Consider the following 21901-nt stretch of genomic DNA (forward strand, 5'->3'; position numbering starts at 1 on the left):
ATTCCTTTATATTGATTTTAAATTTATTTCTTCTTAAGAGTTTCTAACTTTTACGTGATACACCACATTTGGTTTTGTTCCAATATGCTCTAATAAATGATATGATCTTTCATCAGCAGCTAATTTGGCTACTTTGCTTTCTTTATCATTCACATCACCAAAAATCATTGCTCCACTAGAACAAGCACTAGAACAAGCTGTTTGGAATTCACCATCAACTACTTCTCTTCCTTCTCTCTTCGCTTTTAAGATAGTTGCTTGTGTCATTTGAATACACATAGAACATTTCTCCATAACACCACGAGAACGAACGTTAACATCTGGATTTAATACCATACGTCCTAAATCGTCATTCATGTGATAATCGAATTCACTGTTTTTGTTATACAAGAACCAGTTAAAACGACGTACTTTATAAGGACAGTTATTAGCACAGTAACGAGTACCAACACATCTGTTATACGCCATATGGTTTTGACCTTGACGACCGTGAGAAGTTGCAGCAACAGGACAAACTGTCTCACAAGGAGCGTGATTACAGTGTTGACACATTACAGGTTGGAAAGCTACTTGTGGGTTATCAGAAGCTTTCTCCATCTCATTGAATGTAGAAAGTGAACTAGACAAACCAGCAATTCCTTCTTTTCTTTCATTATCTCCCTCAAAAGTTTCTTCAGAAGAATAATATCTATCAATACGTAACCAGTGCATATCACGGCTTCTTCTTACCTCAGACTTACCTACAACTGGTACGTTGTTTTCAGCGTGACAAGAAATAACACAAGCACCACAACCTGTACAAGCATTTAAATCAATAGATAAATTAAAGTGATGTCCAGTAGAACGATCAAAAGATTCCCATAAATCTACAGTTGTAGATTCAACTTCTTTGTGATCTAAAGATACTTTTGGAGTAGGATTCCACTCTTTAGAATCTTTAGTATTAAATATCTCCAAAGAAGTTTCTTTAATGATATCTCCTCTACCCATCAATGTTTTTTGACCTTGAACACAAGCAAACTCATGTTCACCACTAGCTTGAACTAATGTTACAGCTTGAACATCATTAAAACCTTTATATAATGAGTAAGCATTAACACCTACTTGCATTTCTTCTTTTAAAGCCGCTTTACGTCCATAACCTAAAGCTAAACCAACAGTTCCAACAGCTTGACCAGGCTGAACGATAACTGGTACATTTTCTAATGTAGCACCATTAGCAACAGTAATAGTAGCATAACTACCATTTAAACCACCATTTGCAACGATTTCATTAGATAATCCTAAAGCTTTTGCATCAGCATTAGAAACTGTAACATAGTTATCCCATGAAACTCTTGTGATTGGATCTGGAAACTCTTGCAACCAAGGGTTGTTAGCTTGTTGCCCATCTCCCATTCCTGTTTTAGTATACAACACTAATTCTAAACCTGAAGCAGCTTTAGATTTAGCTAATTCATTTGCAGCAGAAGCATAATCAGCAGTTCCACCAGCAGCAGCTTGAGGAGCACCAACAAAAACACCATCATGTAAAACTTTGTTCCAAGTAGAACCAGCGATGAAGTTTGAAGAATATGCTTTTAAATAATCGTAATAAGAACCTGTTAATCCATTCAAAGACATCAAAACTTCTTGGAATTGTTTTGTTTTGAATAATGGACGAATAGTAGGCTGTGTTAAACTGTAAGTTCCTTTAGTAAGAACTAAATCACCCCAAGACTCTAAGTAGTGTGGTACTGGAGCAGCGATTGTAGCAACACTAGCAGTTTCATCTTCTTTTAAAGATAAAGCAACTGAAGTTTTTACTTTTTTAAGACCTTCAACAAAAGAAGCAGAATCAGCTAATGTATATACTGGATTCACTCCACTCATAATTAAAGTATGAACGCTACCCGCTTTCATATCAGTAATCAATTGAGCCACTTGTACATCAGAACCTTTTCTAATTTGTCTAGTTCCTACAGTAGTATAAGCTTCACTTGCCAAAACTTGGTTGATAGCAATAACTAACAACTGAGCATTTTTATCTTGAATACCTGAAACTAAAACTCCTTTAGAACCAGCAGCTTTTAATTGTTGAGCCGCTTTAGTTACTTCTGCTTTTAATTTAGCATCTAAATTAACAGCTACAGAAGAACCTGTAATAACATTATATATTTGAACTAATGCTTGTTTTTGATTAGCAACCGTCATTGGTAAACGCTTATCAGCAGCAGCACCAGACAAAGTCATATTAGCTTCTAATTGGAAATGACGAGACATTTTTCCATTTTTAGGAATTCTGCCTTGTGCATATCCAGCATCAAATCCTCCACCTTGCCAATCTCCTAAGAAATCAGCTCCAACAGAAACAATTAATGAAGCTTTTGAAAAATCATAATCAACTAAAGCTCTTTCACCATAAACAGTTTCAAAAGCATCTAATGCAGCAGATGAAGAAACCGCATCATAAACTACATGTTTTGCATTTGGATTAGCAGTAATAAAATCAGCAATTAATTTTTCAGTTGATGGACTTGCTAAAGTATTCGTTAACAGAACCACTTGTTTACCATTAGCCTTAGCTTCAGCAACACTTGATTTAATTTTCGATTCTACCGCAGACCATTCAGCATCCTTTGCTTCAATTTTTGGTGCTTTCAAACGCATATTATCATACAATGACAATATTGAGGCATGAATCCTAGCATTAGCCGCAAATTTAGCACCCGCAATAGTATTATTATCTATTTTAATCGGACGCCCTTCACGTGTTTTAACAAGTAGATTTGCAAAATCAAAACCATCGAAAACAGAAGTCGCATAATAATCTGCTACTCCAGGGATGATTTGTTCTGGTTGCAATACATAAGGAATCGACTTGTGCACAGGCCCCTCACATGCTGCTAAAGTTGCTGCAGCAGTACTAAAACCTACGTACTTTAGAAAGTCACGTCTTGAAGTTGAAGAAGACGCTAAAGCCTCATTATTTCCTAAAAACTCATCAGTAGGAATTTCTTCAACAAACTCGTTATTTCTAAGCGCCTCAACAATAGAACCATTTTCTAGTTCCTCAACACTTTTCCAGTATTTTTTGTTTGATGACATTGTATATATATATTAAAATCTTAATAATTTGATTAATAGTGGCATTTTCCACATTCTAAACCTCCCATTTGTGCTTCAGTCAATTTATCCACACCATATTTCTTAGAAAGTTCTTCATGTATCTTAGTATAATACCCATTTCCTTCCATTTTAACATCTGTTTTTCTGTGGCAATCAATACACCAACCCATTGTTAATGGAGCAAATTGTTTTTGAATTTCATAAGTCTCAACCGGACCGTGACAAGTTTGACACTCAATTCCTCCTACAGTTACGTGTTGAGAGTGGTTGAAGTAAACAAAGTCAGGTAAATTGTGAATACGAACCCATTTAACTGGCTGTGTTTTTCCAGTATATGACTGAGTTGTTTTATCCCAACCCACTGCATCGTATAATTTTTGGATTTGAGCATCATAGAATGCCTTACTGTACTCAGGAGTAGCAGTTGTTTCAGCAACCTCAGAAATATTTTTATGACAGTTCATACAAACATTTAAAGAAGGAATACCTGCATTTTTACTTACTCTAGCCGCAGAGTGACAATATTTACAGTTAATCTCATTATCACCAGCGTGAATTTTATGAGAATAGTGAATTGGTTGAATTGGCTGATAATCTTGATCTACCCCCACTTGCATCAAGTATCCGTAAACAAAATAACCACTAGCTAACAATAAGAAAACACAAGAAACTAAAACCAAGAACTGATTTTTAACAAAAGCTTTCCAAATAGAAACACGCTCAGCCTTTGGTTCAACTTCGATTCCATTCGCTTTAGCTACTTTTCTTAAAACATTGTTAACCATGAAAAGCATCACAACTAACACTACTAAAACTAAAGCCAACACTCCTAATATAACATTATTAGAACTACCGCTTTCAGCAACAGTTCCAGGAGGAGTAGCTGCACCAGTTGCCGCACCAGCTGCTGGTTCCGCTTTTGGCTCAGAAGTATAGGCTAAAATATTATCAATATCCTCATTAGACAACTGAGGAAATGAAGTCATTACTGCCTTATTGTTTTCATTAAATAATTTTACTGCAGCAGGATCTCCTGATTTAATCATATCAGAACTGTTATGAACCCACTTGTAGATCCACTCCTTGTCATGTTTGTCAGCCACACCTCTAAGAGCAGGTCCTGTTGACTTAGCATCTAGCTTATGACACGCAGCACAATTAGCATTAAAAAGCGCTTTACCTTTTGCCGGATCACCACCAGCAGTAGCAGCTGCAGGAGCAGCTTCGGTTGCAGCTGCAGGAGCAGCATCTTGCGCAAATGAAGAGAAGGAAACAGCTAGCATCAAAGCTATGCTTAAAAACAGTTTCCTTGAGTTCGAATTATGGTTACCCACCTTTTTCATAAAGTATAATGATTATCTACTAAAAATTGGCACAATTTTTTATGCAACAAATTCACATAAAAAACGTTCCTTTATTTTAAACAGCCACAAAAATACGACTTAAGAACTATTCTCAAAACCCTAATTCAGCCCAAATAACAATTTATATTAATTCTAAATAAGTTTTTCTTCTTAGTATTCAACGAATAAATTCTAATTTTACCTAAAATATTCACATTATGAGAATTTTAACTTTTACAAATAAACTTTTGTTACTAATAATACTATGTTTTTGTTACTCGAAAACCAATGCACAAGAGTCAAAAATTAACATTCAACAAAATCCTAAATTTGAACAGCTTCTAAACGACAAAAGAAAAATCAACGCCTCACTAGCTGTAAATGAGGGATATAAAATTCAGGTTTTTAGTGGTGTAAGCGAAAAAGCCAAAAACACTTTAAACGAATGCAAACAACTATTCGCCGACCTGGACGGAACCATAGTGTTTAACACGCCGAATTACAAAGTGTGGATTGGTAATTTTAGAAATCGTATTGATGCTGAAAGAAAACTAATCGAGATTAAAAAAGTATATGGAAATGCTTTTTTGATAAAACCTAAAAAATAAAATTTAACAATCTATATTGTACCAAAAGAGAGGACTATTTTTTTAACCGAAAATTGACCTCTCTTTTTTTATAACATTTTCTATAAAAACACTTAAAAATACAACTACCAAAATATTCTTCTTATAGTGTCTTGCTATTTTAAACAAGTTACAAATGATATGATTTGTTTTCCAATGTAAGTAGGTACTCGCCGCAGGGATTCACCAGAGTTGTTGAAAAACGAGGACGAGTGGACATTTTCTAAAAAAACATAAACCACTCCGTTATGAAGCGGCTTTGTTGTCTTAATTTTGATTACTGTAATACCACAAAAATTGATTATGACGAATGTTGTTTGAAATAATTAATCATCATCACATCTGATACATTACCTCAAAAAAGCGTCTGTAATAAATAAAGAATACCACATACTATACATATTACTCCAAATACATATCCTTTAAAAGTAACACTAAAAAAAGTATTTACTGCTCTTTAGAAGTCAGCCAAATCAAATATATTCCTAAAATTATTAAAAAAGCAATTATTAAAATATCTACCATAATTTAATTACCTTCAGTTTTTTGTTTTTTCTTTTCTTCAATTATCTTTTGAGCTTGTTTTTTCATTTTATCCGTAGCAGCACCAGCAGCTGTTTTTGCTGCTAATTTTGTTACTTTATCTCTACCTGGTATTTTACCAATAGCTTCTCCTGCGACAACGCTTACAGCTTCAACTGCAACTTTTGCCCCTTCTCCTTTTCCAGCATAAGATACTTTTTTTGCAGCTGTTCCTACAGTACTAACAGCTTCCCCAGCTTCATACAATTCTATTGCTCCATATACACCTTCAAGTTGTCAAACTATAGCACTACCTATCCCCACTAAAACGGCTGAAATCTTCATTTTAGCTCCTATATTTCCCCGATTACGCAGTTTTAATGATCACAAACGTTCGCGCAGGCATTTGCCTGTGCCCGCAAAGACTTTTTAAAACTAACAAAACCCTAAAATACAAAAAATCCCGAGTAATCGGGATTTTCTTATAAAAATATATTTGAAATATTATTTCAATTTCTTTTTGATTGCTACTTCGTGGTAGGCTTCAATAACATCTCTTTCTTCGATATCATTAAATCCTTTAATTTGGATACCACAGTCGTAACCTTTAGTTACTTCTTTCACATCGTCTTTGAAACGTTTCAAGGCAACTAATTCACCTTCGTGAATTACTACACCATCACGAATAATTCTGATTTTTGCTTGACGTGTAATCTTACCATCTGTAACCATACATCCGGCAATTGTACCCACTTTAGAAATTTTGAATAACTCTCTGATTTCTGCATTTCCTAATACTTCCTCTTTCATCTCCGGAGCAAGCATTCCTTCCATTGCATCTTTCAAATCGTCAATTGCAGCGTAGATAATAGAATAGTAACGGATATCGATTTCTTCTTTATCTGCCAATTGTCTTGCATTTCCAGCTGGACGAACGTTAAATCCGATAATAATTGCATCAGAAGCAGAAGCCAACATAACATCGGTTTCAGTAATTGCTCCAACCCCTTTATGGATAATATTGATTTGAATTTCTTCAGTCGATAATTTAGAGAACGAATCAGATAATGCTTCTACAGATCCATCCACGTCCCCTTTAAGGATTACATTCAATTCTTTAAACTGACCTAATGCAATACGACGACCAATCTCATCTAATGTAATATGACGTTGTGTACGAACTGATTGCTCACGCATTAATTGAGAACGTTTAGCAGCAATTTGTTTTGCTTCTTTTTCGTCTTCAAACACATTGAACTTGTCCCCTGCTGTAGGAGCTCCATCCAAACCTAAAATAGATACTGGAGTTGAAGGTCCTGCCTCAGTAATTACGTGACCACGCTCATCATGCATAGCTTTCACTTTACCATGGTGTTTACCTGCTAACAAGTAATCACCAATTCTTAAAGTTCCATGTTGCACCATGATAGTAGAAACATATCCTTTACCTTTATCAAGGAAAGCTTCCACAACTGCTCCTTGAGCTGGTTTATTAGGATTCGATTTTAAATCTAAAATTTCAGCTTCTAACAATACTTTTTCTAAAAGATCTTTTACTCCAAGACCTGTTTTCGCAGAGATATCGTGCGATTGGATTTTCCCTCCCCATTCTTCGATAAGCAAGTTCATCCCTGCTAATCTTTCTTTAATTTTATCTGGGTTAGCGTTTGGCTTATCAATTTTGTTGATCGCAAAGATAATAGGAACTCCAGCTGCCTGAGCGTGAGAGATTGCCTCTTTAGTTTGTGGCATGATATCATCATCCGCAGCAATAACGATAATAACAATATCTGTTAATTGCGCTCCACGAGCACGCATTGCCGTAAAGGCTTCGTGACCCGGTGTATCTAAGAATGCGATTTTTTGACCATTCTCCAATTTCACCCCATAAGCTCCAATGTGCTGTGTAATTCCTCCAGACTCACCAGCGATAACATTTTCTTTACGGATATAATCCAGTAAAGAAGTTTTACCGTGGTCTACGTGACCCATTACCGTTACAATTGGTGCTCTGTTTACTAAGTCTTCTTCTTTATCTTCTACAACTTCAATCGCTTCTTCGATATCAACTGTGATAAATTCAACATCGTAACCAAACTCATCAGCAACAATAGTTAATGTTTCTGCATCCAGACGTTGGTTCATAGTCACCATGATACCTAATGACATACAAGTTCCGATTACCTTAGTAATTGGCACATCCATCATTATGGCAATTTCACCTACAGTAACAAACTCAGTAACTTTAAGAATTTTACTTTCTTCATCTAAAGCTCTTTGTTCATCATCTGATTTTTGACGGTGAGAATCTCTCTTGTCTCTTCTGTATTTAGCTGCTTTAGATTTTCCTCCTTTTTTACCTTGAAGTTTTTCTAAAGTCTCTCTAATTTGGTTTTTTACTTCTTCTTCTGTTGGCTCAACCTTAGCCACAATTGCAGGACGATTTCCTTTTACAAATCCAGATCTAGCTCCTTTATTATCTCTGTTAGCATTAAAACCACCAGCATTTGGAGTTATCTTATTTGGATTTGGTGCACCTGGTACTCTTGGTGTTGCCGAAGCATTTGGAGCACCAGCACCTGGTTTAGGAGCAATTCTTTTACGTTTACTTTTGTTAGAATTAGCCCCTTGAGCTCCTGGAGCACCCGGTTTATTAGCCGTAATTTTAGGATCTTCTTTTTTCTTTTTTGGTTTATCAAACTGTGATAAATCAATAGTTTGCCCCGTTAATTTAGCTCCTGAAAGCTTTTGGTATTGAGTCGCGATTGCATCTTCTGCAGGAGCTTCTTCTGTTTTCACAACTTCTTTAGCTTTAGGTTCTACAACGGTAGTTTTATCTTCTTTTTTAACTTCCGTTTTAGGAGTTGTATTTTCAACAACTGACTTACTTACTTCGGCTACAATTTTTTCTTCTTTTTTGTCTGAAGGCGATTTCTCTGGAGAGCTAATTTTAGCAGCCGGTTTTTCTTCGGCAACTTCAGGCTTAGTAGCGCTTACTTTTTCTTCAGCTACTGGAGAAGGCGTAGGTTTAGATGGATTTAAATCAATTTTCCCCACTTGAACAGGTCCTGAAATTACAGCTCTTGCTTTAATAACTTCCTGTTGTTGTCTTTGTAATTCTTCTTCTTGCTTACGTTTATCTTCAGCTTCTCTATCGCGCTCGATACGTAAAGCTTCTTTTTCTTTTCTCTTCTCTTCGCTTACTTCTTTCGAAGCCTCTTTTTTCCCTCTGTCACCCGCAAACTGACCGCACAAGACATCGTATACTTCATTAGAAATTTTTGTGTTCGGATTTGACTCAATCGCAATTCCTTTATCCTTAAGATAATCCACAGCTCTTTCTAAAGAAATATTCAATTCCCTTAAAACTTTGTTTATTCTTATTACTCTCTCTTCAGACATATAAACTTTTTATTATTACCTATTCCGTTGTGTTGATTAGAAGCTTTAGTCTAGCTATCAAACTCTTCTTTCAATATTTTCATAACATCTAGAATTGTTTCTTCTTCTAAATCTGTTCTTCTTACTAAATCCTCTACATCATGTTTCAAGATACTTTTAGCAGTGTCTAATCCAATTTTTGCAAATTCTTCAATAATCCACTCATCAATTTCATCTGAAAACTCTGTTAATTCAACATCGTCTTCATCTGCAGTAGCTCCAGCAACATCTCCTTCTCTAATAACATCTAACTCATAACCAGTTAACAAACCAGCTAATTTAATATTATGACCTCCTCTACCAATTGCTTTAGAAACTTCTTCTAATTTCAAGAACACATCTGCTCTTTTTGTTTCTTCATCAATTTTGATTGAAGATACTTTTGCAGGGCTTAGTGCTCTTGTAATAAATAATTGAATATTATTAGTATAATTAATAACATCAATATTTTCATTCCCTAATTCACGAACAATTCCGTGAATACGTGATCCTTTCATTCCCACACATGCTCCAACTGGATCAATTCTATCATCATATGAATCTACAGCTACTTTTGCTTTTTCACCTGGGATTCTTACCACTTTTTTAATTGTAATTAAACCGTCGAAAACTTCTGGAATTTCTTGTTCAAATAATTTTTCTAAGAACTTCTCTGAAGTTCTAGACATAATAATTTGAGGTTTGTTTCCTTTTAATTCAACGCTTTCAATAATTCCACGAACGTTATCTCCTTTACGGAAAAAGTCGGATGGAATTTGTTTTTCTTTTGGTAACACAATTTCGTTTCCTTCATCATCCACCAAAATTACTACTCTTGGTCTTACATGGTGCACTTCGGCTGTGTAAATATCACCAATTAAATCTTTAAATTGTTTATAAAGATTTGTATTATCGTGTTCATGTATTTTTGAAATCAAATTTTGACGCAATGCTAAGATAGCTCTTCTTCCTAGATCAATTAATTTAACCTCTTCAGAAACTTCTTCTCCAATCTCAAAATCTGCCTCAATTTTTCTAGCCTCTGTTAAAGTAATCTCTTCATTTTCGAAATCCAAATCTTCGTCGGCAACGATTACTCTCCTTCTCCAAATTTCCATATCACCTTTATCAGGATTGATAATGATGTCAAAATTTTCATCTGAACCGTATTTTTTCTTCAATGCATTTCTAAATACATCTTCTAAAATTGCCATAAGCGTTACACGATCAATAAGTTTATTATCTTTAAACTCTGAAAATGAATCGATTAATGCTAAATTTTCCATGCGAATTCTTTAAATTAAAATGTTACTGTAACAACTGCCTCTTTAATATCTGAATAAGGTATTTGTTGTTCTTTCTGTACTGTTTCTTTTCCTTTCCCTACTTTTTTAGGTTCTCTTGCTTTCCAAGACAAAATTATGAAATCTTCATTAGCATCAACTAATTCCGCTTCTATTTTTTCAGTATTTGTAGTCACAATCAAAGTTCTACCAATATTTTTGATATATTGACGGGTCAATTTCAATGGCGAACCAATTCCTACCGAAGCTACTTCAAGAGAATAATCTTGCTCTTCTCTATCTAACTTACTTTCTATTGCACGACTAATATCGATGCAATCCTGCAAAACCACTCCATTATCATCGTCCAAAGTTATCATCACTTTAAACGCATCTGTAATAGTTAAGTCAATCAAAAAAAGCGAAGGTCTTTCCTCTAGAACTTCCTGCAATAATGAATTTACTTTTTCTTTAAATGTCATATTTCTTATAAAAAGAGGGGACATTTAGTCCCCTCATTACCTAGATTTTAATAAATAACCGTGCAAATATAGTGTTTATTTTTATATTCCAAAAATAATTGATCCTTGTGGCGTTTTTTCTTGTTATTAACCACAAAAGCTAAATCACGTATAATCAATTCGAACCGTATTAATAGCCAAAAGGATTTTCGATACTTTGCATCGGTTCTGTAAACCATTTTGGTCCCTCATTAGTCATATAAAAATGATCTTCGTGTCTTATTCCAAATTTCCCAGGAATGCAAATCATTGGCTCATTACTCACCACCATTCCTTCTAAAAGTTGAATCTTACTTCCTCTAACTAAATAAGGATATTCGTGAATATCTAATCCCGTTCCATGCCCCACACGATGAGGCAATCCTGGCAAAGCATAATCTGCACTTAAACCTGCTTCTGCTAATGTTTTTCTGGCAGCATCATCAACTGAACCACAAGTAGCACCTATTTTTGCAGCTTGAAAAGCAGCTAATTGTGCGGCTTTTTCCAAATCCCAAATGGTTTTGTACTCCTCTGAAGGAATGCCATAAACATACGATCTCGTAATATCCGAAAGATAGCCTTCTAAACGACAACCTGTATCGACAATAACAGCATCATTTTCTTTTAAAGTTTGAGGAACAGCCACACCATGCGGATATTGCGTATCATCTGCGAATAAAACAATACAAAAATAAGAACCCGATGCTATTCCTGCTTTTATATGGGCCTTATTGATAAAATCAACTACTTCATCCACACTAATTCCTGGTCGCAAAATTTTAGCAGCTGCACGTTGCACTACCATTGTAATCTCTTTTGCTTGCTGGATAATTGCAATTTCGTTAGCTGATTTTTGCATTCTGCAGCCAGCCGTTATTTGCTGAGCCGTTTGAATACTGCAAGAAGAATTAGCTTTTGCAATTCCATCCACCAAAAAGTAGGAGGCGGATTCGTCAATTGCTAAATTGGCATTGCTTTTATTTTTTTCTTGTAACAACTCACCCACTAACTCATAAGGAGACTCGTGTTCTTCCCAGCAGTAAATAAGAGCTTCAACTTGCCTATATTTTTTAAAAGTTCCTTCTTCAAATTTTGGAACAATGTATTTTAAAGTTCCATCATCAAACAACAAAGCCCCAACCATTCTTTCCGAAGGATTCCATTGTGTGCCTGTAAAATAATACAAATTGGTTCCTGCATTCAAATACAAAACATCCACCGAATATTCTTTCATTAAACGTGTTGCTTTTTGTATTCTCAACAAATATTCATCTATTTGGATAGGCTGAACATTTTGAGTCATATTTGTAATTTTTTCTAACTCAATAGCTGCATTTGAACCACCTACTCCTATTGTCATTTTATTCATTTTGCCTGAATTAATATTGTCTAATTTTAATTAATAACCTTAATTTTTGATTCTTTTGAATCAAATAATTGATAAAAATAAGAGGCCGCTACTAAGTCTTCTAAAGCATGACCAACAGATTTAAAAAAGGTAATTTCTGTATCTGAAGTTCGTCCTTTCTTAACATTAGAACACAATTCAAACAAATCGGCTTTAATGCTTTCTTTAGTAATAATACCAGTAGTCAATGGAATCAAAATATCTCCGCTTTCTTTAAGTCCACCTTGATAGGTATCTAAAAAAACAGATGATTTTAAAATAGCTTCATTATCAGCTTCTCTAGTGTCTTTTTTATAAGCACCTACTAAATCAAGATGTTGTCCTGCTTTTAAATATTTCCCAAAAACCAAAGGCGTAGGCGATAATGTTGCCGACGAAATAATATCAACCTCAGAAATTTTATCTTCTATCTTTCCAACAACAGTGCAAGTAAACGGAAAATCTTTAAGTGCATCTACAATAAGTTGCGCTTTCATTTTATCTCTTCCCCAAATATAAACCTGTTTTATTGGTCTTACGCTTGCGTGTGCTTTGATTAAATTAATAGATAAAGCTCCCGTTCCAATCATCAACATTGAATTAGAATCAGGTCTGGAAAGATAACTACTTGCTAATGCTGATGTTGCCGCGGTTCTCTTGGCCGTTAGCGATTTTGCATCTAGAATAGCTTTAATATTTCCTTTGTGGGCGTCCAGATAAATATACGTTCCTTGAATAGCAGGCATATCATATTTTCCATTATTAGGACTCACAGTAACTATTTTTACCCCTAAATCTTTTCCTGGATTAAATGCCGGCATCAACAACAAAGTTGAATCTTTATCTTCTTCAGGGTTAGAAAAATCATGATGATGGCGCATAGGAACAACAATATCTGCATTTGAAAACCCACCTTGAAGTGCCTTTATCAATTCATTAAAATTGCAATTTTTCTCTATAAAATCATCGGATATTTGACAAATTGTTTTCATTTATTGTTCTCAAATTTTATCATATAGTAATATTCTTAAAGCAATCCTTTAGGTTTAGTTTTGTTCATGAGTTTTATTATTTCCTCAGGACTAATGGCATAATCGTACATTTGAAAAGATGCCATAAAACCAGAATAATTTTCCCCAATATCAGAAGCTCCAATGATAATTTTAGCCTTATCAATTGCTGATGATAACAACATATTTTGGGAATTATCTAAAACACCGTCTACATATATTTTTTCGACAATACCATCAAATGTTAAAACAATATAATGCCATTTGTTTGCTTCGGGTAATTTTGAATAGCGCATATCAAAATGACCGTCTAAATGCGCAACTGCTCCATAATGACCACTATTGTAAGCTAAAGCATTATAAGAATTTGCTAAAGAAAATTCACGTCTATCACACCATGAAGCCAAAATTTCACCTTCTTTATTGATTTCAGGATTTTTCACCCAAGTTGCCACAGTAAATGAACCATTCCAAGCTAAAGTTTTCGGAACATCCTTATCTAAAATTAAAGCTCCTTTTGTAAAGTTAAATGCCTTAATACCATCCGTATTTTCTAAAGAGACTTCGCCGCTTTTTGTAAAAACTCCTCCAATAGTCCCTCTGTTAGGAATGGAGACTAAGGAATCATTTTCAGAAATTTGATTGGGATCAATATCAACTAATAGCTTTTTAGTACTAAATGGTGCTGCTTTTTTAGTTGATTTTTTATTGTGTAACTGCAAGGGAATATCAAATAAAGAACTATATACTTTAATATTCCATACAGCAGCATACAATCCCATCTTTTCTGTACCTAAAACAGTCAATTTTAAATAACGTGCTTTAACGTTATTGTCATCAATCATAGGGCTTCCAGAAGTTTGATTTTTAGATTTATCGGCATACAGAAACCATTTTTTACCATTTACAGAATATTCCAATTTATATTGGTAATAGTAGCTTGCAAATTCAAATTGAGTCATCACCCTTTTTATTGGTTTAACCGAACCTAAATCGACAATTAAATCTTGTGGTGAAGTGTTATCAGCAGCTTTCCACATGGTCGCATTATTGTCATCTGTAGCGTACGAAGATTTATACTCATAATCATATTGAGTTGATTTCAAATGATAAGAAGATGCTATAGTTTTCGCCTTGAAAGCAATATTTTCAGGGACATCTGATCTAACAAAATCATCAATGCCTTTAATTGTTGGCACAACGGTTTTTATCGTAGAATCATTTTCGAAAATCATTTTATCAATACAAACTTGTCTTGCAAGCCCCCCTCTTGTCATAGGATAATCGTGTTTGTGATACACAATATAATAATCATCCTTCTCTTTTAAAATAGAATGATGCCCTGGTCCGTGAACGGTTTGATCAGCATTTGTACTCAAAATAGGATTGTTTTTTCCAGGTGTAAAAGGACCATAAGGAGAGTTTGAGTAAGAATAACGAACATTATAGGTTTCGTCATGACAAGAAGCTCCAGAATACATCAAGATATATTTATCGCCTTTTTTCATCATATAAGCCGCTTCAAAAGGACCTGGAGTTTGTGCTAAAGGTATATTTTTCGAATTCACCATCTCTTTCATCGTTCCAGTATTTAGTTCTCCTACAGCATAACCTCCATTATAATGTACCCAAGTTCCCCAATAACCATATACTTTCCCATCAGTATCTGTAAAAAACTGAGCATCGAGCGAGGGAAATCCTTCTCTTGGGTATCCATTTGAAATTACAGGAACATCTTTATCACTCAACTTAGTCCAAGGACCAACTGGTGTTTCCGAAACATATCCATAAATATTACAGCCCATTTCACAATTACCAAAATATAAATAATACTTCCCATCTTTTCCTTCTACGATATCAGGAGCCCAAAAATTAGTAATCGATTGAGCTGAAAAAGCTGGAATTTCCATCGTGTAATTGTACCAATTTTGAAAATCTCTACTATACCAAACCGTTGGTGCACCCGAAGCTAACATTTCATTATCGGTTGTTGCATAAATATAATACATATCACCAAACTTTTTAATAGTAGGATCAGCAAACCAGCCCGGTAAAATAGGGTTTTTAGCGCCTGGAGTATTGACAGCACTATCTTTTTGTGCAAAAAGAGTTGCTGAAAAAAAAAGTATGATAAAACTGTGTAATAATTTATTGTTCAAAATAGAATAGTATAAATTAATTTTAAACTCCTTAGTATTTCCAAACCAAAACACCTGCAGTTTTGATTTCTTTAGAACCAATAATAATTTCAGCATTAGATGGCAAATTCATAGTATACACTTTATCTGAATAATTGACAGCTATACCAAATCCATCACGATATTCTACCAAAACTCCATCGGGATAATTTTCGATAGCAATATTTTGTTGTTGGTATAATTTGGTCAAAACTTGTTTTTCTAGATCTCCACTTTTTGAATCTAATCCTATATATGTAACAGTCCCTTTGCCTAGTTTACGAGAAATAACAGCTGGTGTTCCAGCGTAAAAATCGCCCTGAAATGTCCCCAAAACTTCCGTTCCAGGATTAGGCTTTAACAAATCACCCCAACTTGTCCAAGCAAATTCCTGATTATTAAACTTAATTGTTCCCGGAGATTGTGGCATTAATAAATCATAAGATTCTATTTGAGAACCAATTAAATTCCACATTGGCTCATAAAATTTAGTTTCCCATAACTGTCCTAGTTTGTTTTGAATTCCAGAGCGACAACTCAAGACTAAATTTCCACCATTTTGAGCATACAAAGTAAGTTTATCAATCATTTTTTGATCAATCATTTGGTAAGCAGGAACAACTAAAACAGGATAGTTAGCGAAATTAGTCGTATCACGAACAAAATCAACTGGAGCTCCAAAAGATTTAGCCGCTTTGTAATATTTCATAAAATGTCCTAGTGTGCTCCATTCTCTGGTTTGCTTATTCAATTCAATGCCCATCACATTATCGGCGTTGAATAAAATTCCTGTTTTGCGTTTTAAATAATAATCAGGTAATGCCGCTTTAGCATCATATTTTTTTCGTAAGACATCTAATTCTTTTATAAACTGAGCAAATTCCTGACCACCGGGAGTGGGTGTAACACCATCCGTTCCTACAATGCCATAATGAAATTGTTCATACCCATACAAAGGAGCACGATAACGATATGTACATGTAAACTTGCTACCACCAGCAAATACATGCCATAACCACAACCTAACAGCACCAGGTAATGGTTGCGGATTAATGCTTCCCCAGTTTACCTGCCCAGGTTGTAATTCCATACATCCATACATGCCTTTTGTAGGGCGAAAAAAATCATTAGACATCGCTATATCAGTATAATTACCTAAACGATAACCGTTTTTACCTATTCCAAGATTTCCTCCATAAACAACATAACGCGTATAACAGTCAAAATCCAATTCTTTACTCATCCCTACGAAACCTTCATTATAGTTTGATCTGTAATTAGAAGTAATCCATTGGTCTCTCGTGATATTTTTACGAATGGTAACTGCTTGTGAATCGAGAAAAGTAGCCGTTTCCTCGTCAGCAAATCGATAGTGATCTAATTGTGCATGCAGATTCATTCCCCATTCTCTATGTAGCGGAATATTAATTTGGTCAAAACTACTGTATGTTCCACTCCAAAAGCTATTTCCCCAAGCTTTATTTAAAACTTCAATAGTTTTGTATTTTGCTTTTAACCAATCTCGAAAACGTTGCTGCGCGTCTGCTCCGTAATCCAGAAAACGAGCCGGTTCATTATCGACTTGCCAACCAATGATATTTTTATTATTTCCATATTTTTTAGCCAATTGTTCAATCATTTTTAAAGAATAACTTCTATAGTAATTACTTGAAAATGATGCGTGTTGTCTGGAACCGTGATCTGTTTTAGTTCCATCCTCATTAGTAGCTAATATATCTGGATGTTTACGTGTGAGCCACACTGGAGGTGTCGCTGTTGAAGTACACATAACAATTTTTAAATTGTATTTTGCTGCAATGGCAACTGCTTTATCTAACCATTTGAAATCATAAACGCCTTCTTGAGGTTCTAATTCAGCCCAAGCAAATTCTGCAAAATGAGTAAACTCAAAACCCATTTCGGCTATTTTTTTCAAGTCTCGATCCCATTGGCTTGGATCCCAATGCTCAGGATAATAATATACTCCTACAGTAGTAAGATCCTTTTTTGGGAAATATTTATCGAATTTTTGTGCATTTAAATTAATACTTATAAAAATTCCTAAAACTATTAACAGTATTGTTTTTACTGAGTTTTGTTCCAATTTGTTTTTCATTCGATATTATAATTTAATAGTAATTTTATTTTTCTGTAATGGGATTTCAAAAGCACCTCTTACTTTGTTATAAGATAGATTTATATCATGATTTACCCTTAAATAAGCATTTGGGGTAAATTCATCTTTAGCGTTCAAGGTAATTTCTAGAAGTTCAGTTTTAGTATTATACGTTACTTTATCAATAGTACCTGCATCCAAAGTAAACCATAACTTTTTTGGAGCAAAATATACTTTAGATTTAGCCGCCGTTGTTAATTTAACCTCCAAAATATCTCCTTTAGTAGTACTATTTCCTCCGAATACCAACCACCCTAAATCGTCATCCTTAGCAATGTAAGTTGATGTATTTACAGAATACCCATAAAAACCAGAACCATAATCACCAGAAAGATAATCTATTCTCAACTCTGTAGGATAAGAGTGAAAAGCCGCTGAACCAAAACCATCTTGTGTAATATTAGAAATTCCTCCTAAAAGTCCGCCGTAACCTACTTTTAACAAATACAAATCATTCGTTTTTCTATATTGATGAAGTACAGGAATTGCATTCAATGAAGATCCATAGTGGTGAATTTGTCTTTCAACACGAGATAATTTTCCGCCATATAAGAAATCCCAATACCTACGAGCATTTCCATTATAAGCCCAGTGCGGCATAGTAGGCATATATGCCTTAATTGCATTAAGCGTAACATTGGCTTTATAATCATACCCAAAATAATCTGACCACATATATACTTCTTCCTGCCCTGTAGAATCCCAAGGCATTTCACTTCCAAATGGATACTCTAAAGCTTCCCAATGATTCGCTCTTAGTTTCATTCTAGCTTCTAAATCAGTTGCCATTACGGTATAATTTTCTGCTTTCAAATCTTCTAAAAGATATAAAAATACCGAACCTTCCATTTGTCCAAATTGGGCATAATAAGGTGCTTGTTCTACCATAGCGATACTTGTAAAATAAGCTTGTTTTAAATACCAGTCCCAATTATGATTTTCAACCAATCCAGAATTATATCTAGCTAAACGATACAATGTCCAATAGGCCGCAACAACGTGCGGGTAGTTATAGGATCTTCCCGGATCATTAGCATCTTTATGGCTCCAAGCGGTCCAGGATTTATAGTTAATATCATCACTGTATGTCCCTTTAGGCAAAGAGTCAGGTTCATAATAAAAAACACTTTTTTTGACACCGTATTTATGTTTCCCTTCTTTGTACTGAATAACACCCCAAAGCGTACTATCCACAAATTTTTCTAGTTTTTTAATTTCCTGTTTATCCGGTTGAATAAGCTGCTTCATTATAGCTGCCAACCAGCCTCCAGCTCCACCTTCATCACTTAAACCACTAATCCAAGATCTACTGTCTTTAGTAACTTGTTTTTTTAGTTCATAATCGTAACTAATAACAGATGGATTTCTGTGAAACGGATCATTAGGTTCATCAAACCATTGTTCTGTGGTTAAAAAACGCCCAAAATCTCTGATTACTTCTGTTTCTGGTTTGATTACCTTATAATTGATAGTTTGTTTTACACCGTTTTTATAATTAATCGTTAACCTCGCTTGGCCCCATTTTAGTCCTTGAACTACATATTTTTTTAATCCTTTTGCGGTTTTACCATCTTCTTTAATTTGGATAGTCCCTTTTGGTTCAACTTCAAATGAACTTACATCGCTTTTGTAATTTAAAAACAATTGAGATTTAACATCCAATGGTAATACATAACCAGGTACGCTGGTTGCTACAGGAATCTCTTCATTTACAAGTGTATTTTGAATTGATTCGATTGCATCCGAAAGAACTAATTTTAAAGCAAAACTTTTAGATTCATTTGGTTTTAAAATTAATGAAGTGGAGGCATTCCATTGGTTGGCTTTTTTCCATTCATTTTCAGCATAAGCTTTACTATAAACCATCCACTCATGGAATCCTTCAAAAACAATACTCCTTGGCGTTGGATCATCCAATAGTGGCCGATAAGCCTCAAAAGACATATTTTCTTTTGGTAAAACTAAAAGTGCTGGTCCTTCTCCACTTAATCGCTTCACTTCTAAATAACCAGCATCCATACCGATATATGGATCAAAAAACACATTTTGTGCATGGGTCTCATTCAGTGATTTTCCTTCTAAAATGTTATTGAAAATCATAGGAATCCCTAATGCTCCTATTTCAATATTATTTGCCGTCTTATTAGTGATTTCAAAGCGCAACACTAATTCATTATTATCTATTTCATAATAGCGTTTAACATTGACAGGAATAGTAGTTGGTAAAGTATTTGTTAAATCTGCCGCAGCTAATACATTGGACTTTGTTTCTAATGGTGTAACTGCTTTACGTTTTGTAGCTGTTGAGTAACTTACCCAATTACCTTCTTTCTCTCTAATTCTCAAATTAATATCTCCTAAATGATATAAGCCGTCTTTATCTCGAATTTCTAAACGATCACTTGGAGTAAAGTCGAATTTTAAATTTTTTATTGGTCGTAAAGAAGCAATTGTTTGAGATGCCTTCACTAATTTTAATTGAAAACTTGGGGTGTCAAATTTTTGATAAACTTCAGAAATACCAAGAGTAGGTTCCTTCTTTTCAATATTTTTCCAATATTCTTGAGCTTGAATACTAAACAAATTTGCTAATAAGCAAAAAATCGACACATTAATTTTTATATTCCTCTTCATTACTTTCATTTTAATAATTTTATTTAAAATCAGTTGAGAATTTCCAATTGGTTTTATAATTTTCTTGTAATGGTAAATCCTGTAATAAGCATCTTAACAACTCTACAGGCATCATATTTTCTTTTAATACTCGATCGTGAAATTGTTTTTCAGTCCACCCTTTTGTTATCATTTCATTCTTAAGGGCATAAAATTGTAATCCTCCCGTCATATAAGCCATTTGATACAAAGGTGCATCCCCACTAGCAAACGAGCGTCTTACCTCAGCTTCTGCATTGGCATATTCATGGCCCACCTCATTTACTAACAAATCAATACATTGTTGCGGAGTCATTTGTCCCAGATGGTATTTTAATGAAAAAATAATTCGGGCACAACGGTGAATTCTCCAAAACAACATTCCTAATTTTTGTTCCGGGGTTTGCGGAAATTGTTTGTTCCAAAGTTCAATTTCCCAATACAAAGCCCATCCTTCCATCCAAAAAGGAGTATCAAACAAGGTTCTATAGGGCTTATTACGGCTATTCATAAAAAACTGCAAATTGTGTCCTGGTAATAATTCATGTTGAACGGTCGCTCGAGAAAAATTAGGATTATTTCCTCGCATACTCATTAATTTATCCGATTGTTCCATATCCTCCGTCGGATAAGAAATACTAATTTCCCAACCTCCTGTAAAAAAAGGATTGATTTTTTGACGTTCAGGAGTCATCATAATCATTTGCCAAGTTTCTTTAGTCAAATCTGGCAAAGTGATTAAGTCTCTTTCTTCAATAAATTGCACGGATTGATTGTACAAATCGGTAATGGCTTGCGGTTGTTCACCAGCAGGGACATACGTTTGTTTTACATGTTCTAAAGCAGCTTTCCAATCGTTACCATAACCCAATTCTGTTGAAGCTTTAATCATTTCTTTTTTACACCATTCAAATTGATTTTGAGCTGCAGAAATCATTTCTTCTGGAGTATACGGAATGTATTCAAAAGCAAAACTATTCAGTACCGCTTCTCTTCCTAGTGGTTTTCCAATTATACCACTTCCATCATCTTTGATGCTAGTTTTAGAATAATTTGTTTTCAAAAATGCTGCATAATCATTTAACTTAGCCGATAACTTTTGGTATGGTTTTTCCATCCACCAAGTAAAATCAGGATCATAGCTATAATAAAACTCATAAGCTTCTTTCAACGCTCTTTTAAATGAATGCACCGCTTTTGCTGCTTTCTCGGCAGCCAACCAATCTTTGAAAGGTTTATTTTTAAGTAATTCTAGTTGCTCGTCAATTCTAACCTCGGCAACAGCAAACTGTTTGGCCAAGACACTAGCAACTGGTTTTTTCCCTCTCCTTCTTTCTTTTATAAAAACATTAATATCAACGGTAAAATCAATTACAGAAGCAATTTCTTTAAAAGATTTGTATTCTATTTGCAAAAAATAATCATCTTTATTGATAACATTTTTCAACAACAAATAATCTACTTTTCCTTGCTGAGAAAGACTGTTAAAATCAATTTCCTTTATTTTCAATTTCCATCCTTCATAAAACTTTGAAAAACGCAAGTAGTATTCCTCGGATTCATTATTGGAATAAAAATTTTGCAAAGCGGTTTTATCTGCCTGATAGGTATTCACAACATCTATAAGCTCGCTAGAAAAGGTGGGAGTTAACATAAATAAAAATAAAATAAAAGTTATAATTGATTTTTTCATA

13 protein-coding genes are annotated in these 21901 nt (G+C 34.4%); 1 reads left to right on the forward strand and 12 read right to left on the reverse strand.

Annotation, left to right across the window (positions count from 1 at the left end):
* Positions 1–33: 33 nt before the first annotated feature.
* Positions 34–3087, reverse strand: coding sequence for a TAT-variant-translocated molybdopterin oxidoreductase (locus tag ACFPTQ_RS00815; protein WP_379772665.1), 3054 nt, complete (start codon positions 3085–3087; stop codon positions 34–36).
* 32 nt (positions 3088–3119) lie between these two features.
* On the reverse strand, positions 3120–4451 hold the full coding sequence (locus ACFPTQ_RS00820) for a c-type cytochrome (protein ID WP_379772667.1): 1332 nt from the start codon (positions 4449–4451) through the stop codon (positions 3120–3122).
* Positions 4452–4669: 218 nt separating this feature from the next.
* Between ACFPTQ_RS00820 and ACFPTQ_RS00825 the strand changes: the two genes are divergently transcribed.
* Positions 4670–5059, forward strand: a complete 390-nt coding sequence (locus ACFPTQ_RS00825) for an SPOR domain-containing protein (protein WP_379772670.1) — start codon at positions 4670–4672, stop codon at positions 5057–5059.
* A 546-nt stretch (positions 5060–5605) separates the two neighbouring features.
* On the opposite strand, the gene ACFPTQ_RS00830 is transcribed toward ACFPTQ_RS00825, so the two are convergent.
* The 10 genes from ACFPTQ_RS00830 to ACFPTQ_RS00875 form a co-directional block, all read right to left on the reverse strand.
* Entirely contained in the window at positions 5606–5866 is a 261-nt protein-coding gene (locus ACFPTQ_RS00830; protein ID WP_379772673.1) for a hypothetical protein, read from the reverse strand.
* Between the two features lie 237 nt (positions 5867–6103).
* A complete protein-coding gene (gene infB, locus ACFPTQ_RS00835) occupies positions 6104–9001 on the reverse strand; it encodes a translation initiation factor IF-2 (RefSeq protein ID WP_379772676.1) in 2898 nt (965 codons plus the stop codon).
* Between the two features lie 50 nt (positions 9002–9051).
* Positions 9052–10305, reverse strand: a complete 1254-nt coding sequence (nusA, locus tag ACFPTQ_RS00840) for a transcription termination factor NusA (RefSeq protein WP_379772678.1) — start codon at positions 10303–10305, stop codon at positions 9052–9054.
* A 14-nt stretch (positions 10306–10319) separates the two neighbouring features.
* Positions 10320–10784, reverse strand: a complete 465-nt coding sequence (gene rimP, locus ACFPTQ_RS00845; RefSeq protein ID WP_278034775.1) for a ribosome assembly cofactor RimP — start codon at positions 10782–10784, stop codon at positions 10320–10322.
* Positions 10785–10953: 169 nt separating this feature from the next.
* Positions 10954–12174, reverse strand: a complete 1221-nt coding sequence (locus ACFPTQ_RS00850; protein WP_379772681.1) for a M24 family metallopeptidase — start codon at positions 12172–12174, stop codon at positions 10954–10956.
* Positions 12175–12200: 26 nt separating this feature from the next.
* Positions 12201–13184, reverse strand: a complete 984-nt coding sequence (locus ACFPTQ_RS00855) for an ornithine cyclodeaminase family protein (protein WP_379772684.1) — start codon at positions 13182–13184, stop codon at positions 12201–12203.
* Positions 13185–13219: 35 nt separating this feature from the next.
* Positions 13220–15457: a family 43 glycosylhydrolase gene (locus ACFPTQ_RS00860; RefSeq protein WP_379772686.1), complete on the reverse strand. Its 2238-nt coding sequence runs from the start codon at positions 15455–15457 to the stop codon at positions 13220–13222.
* Positions 15393–17495, reverse strand: a complete 2103-nt coding sequence (locus tag ACFPTQ_RS00865; RefSeq protein WP_379772689.1) for a beta-galactosidase — start codon at positions 17493–17495, stop codon at positions 15393–15395. Before ACFPTQ_RS00865 ends, ACFPTQ_RS00860 begins: the two co-directional genes overlap by 65 nt.
* Before the next feature lie 6 nt (positions 17496–17501).
* On the reverse strand, positions 17502–20189 hold the full coding sequence (locus ACFPTQ_RS00870) for a DUF5695 domain-containing protein (protein ID WP_379772692.1): 2688 nt from the start codon (positions 20187–20189) through the stop codon (positions 17502–17504).
* A gap of 19 nt (positions 20190–20208) precedes the next feature.
* A complete protein-coding gene (locus ACFPTQ_RS00875) occupies positions 20209–21900 on the reverse strand; it encodes a DUF885 family protein (protein ID WP_379772694.1) in 1692 nt (563 codons plus the stop codon).
* Position 21901 lies beyond the last annotated feature (1 nt).

It is taken from the genome of Flavobacterium sp. GCM10022190 (assembly GCF_042656445.1).
In the GTDB taxonomy this organism is placed as follows: domain Bacteria; phylum Bacteroidota; class Bacteroidia; order Flavobacteriales; family Flavobacteriaceae; genus Flavobacterium; species Flavobacterium nitratireducens.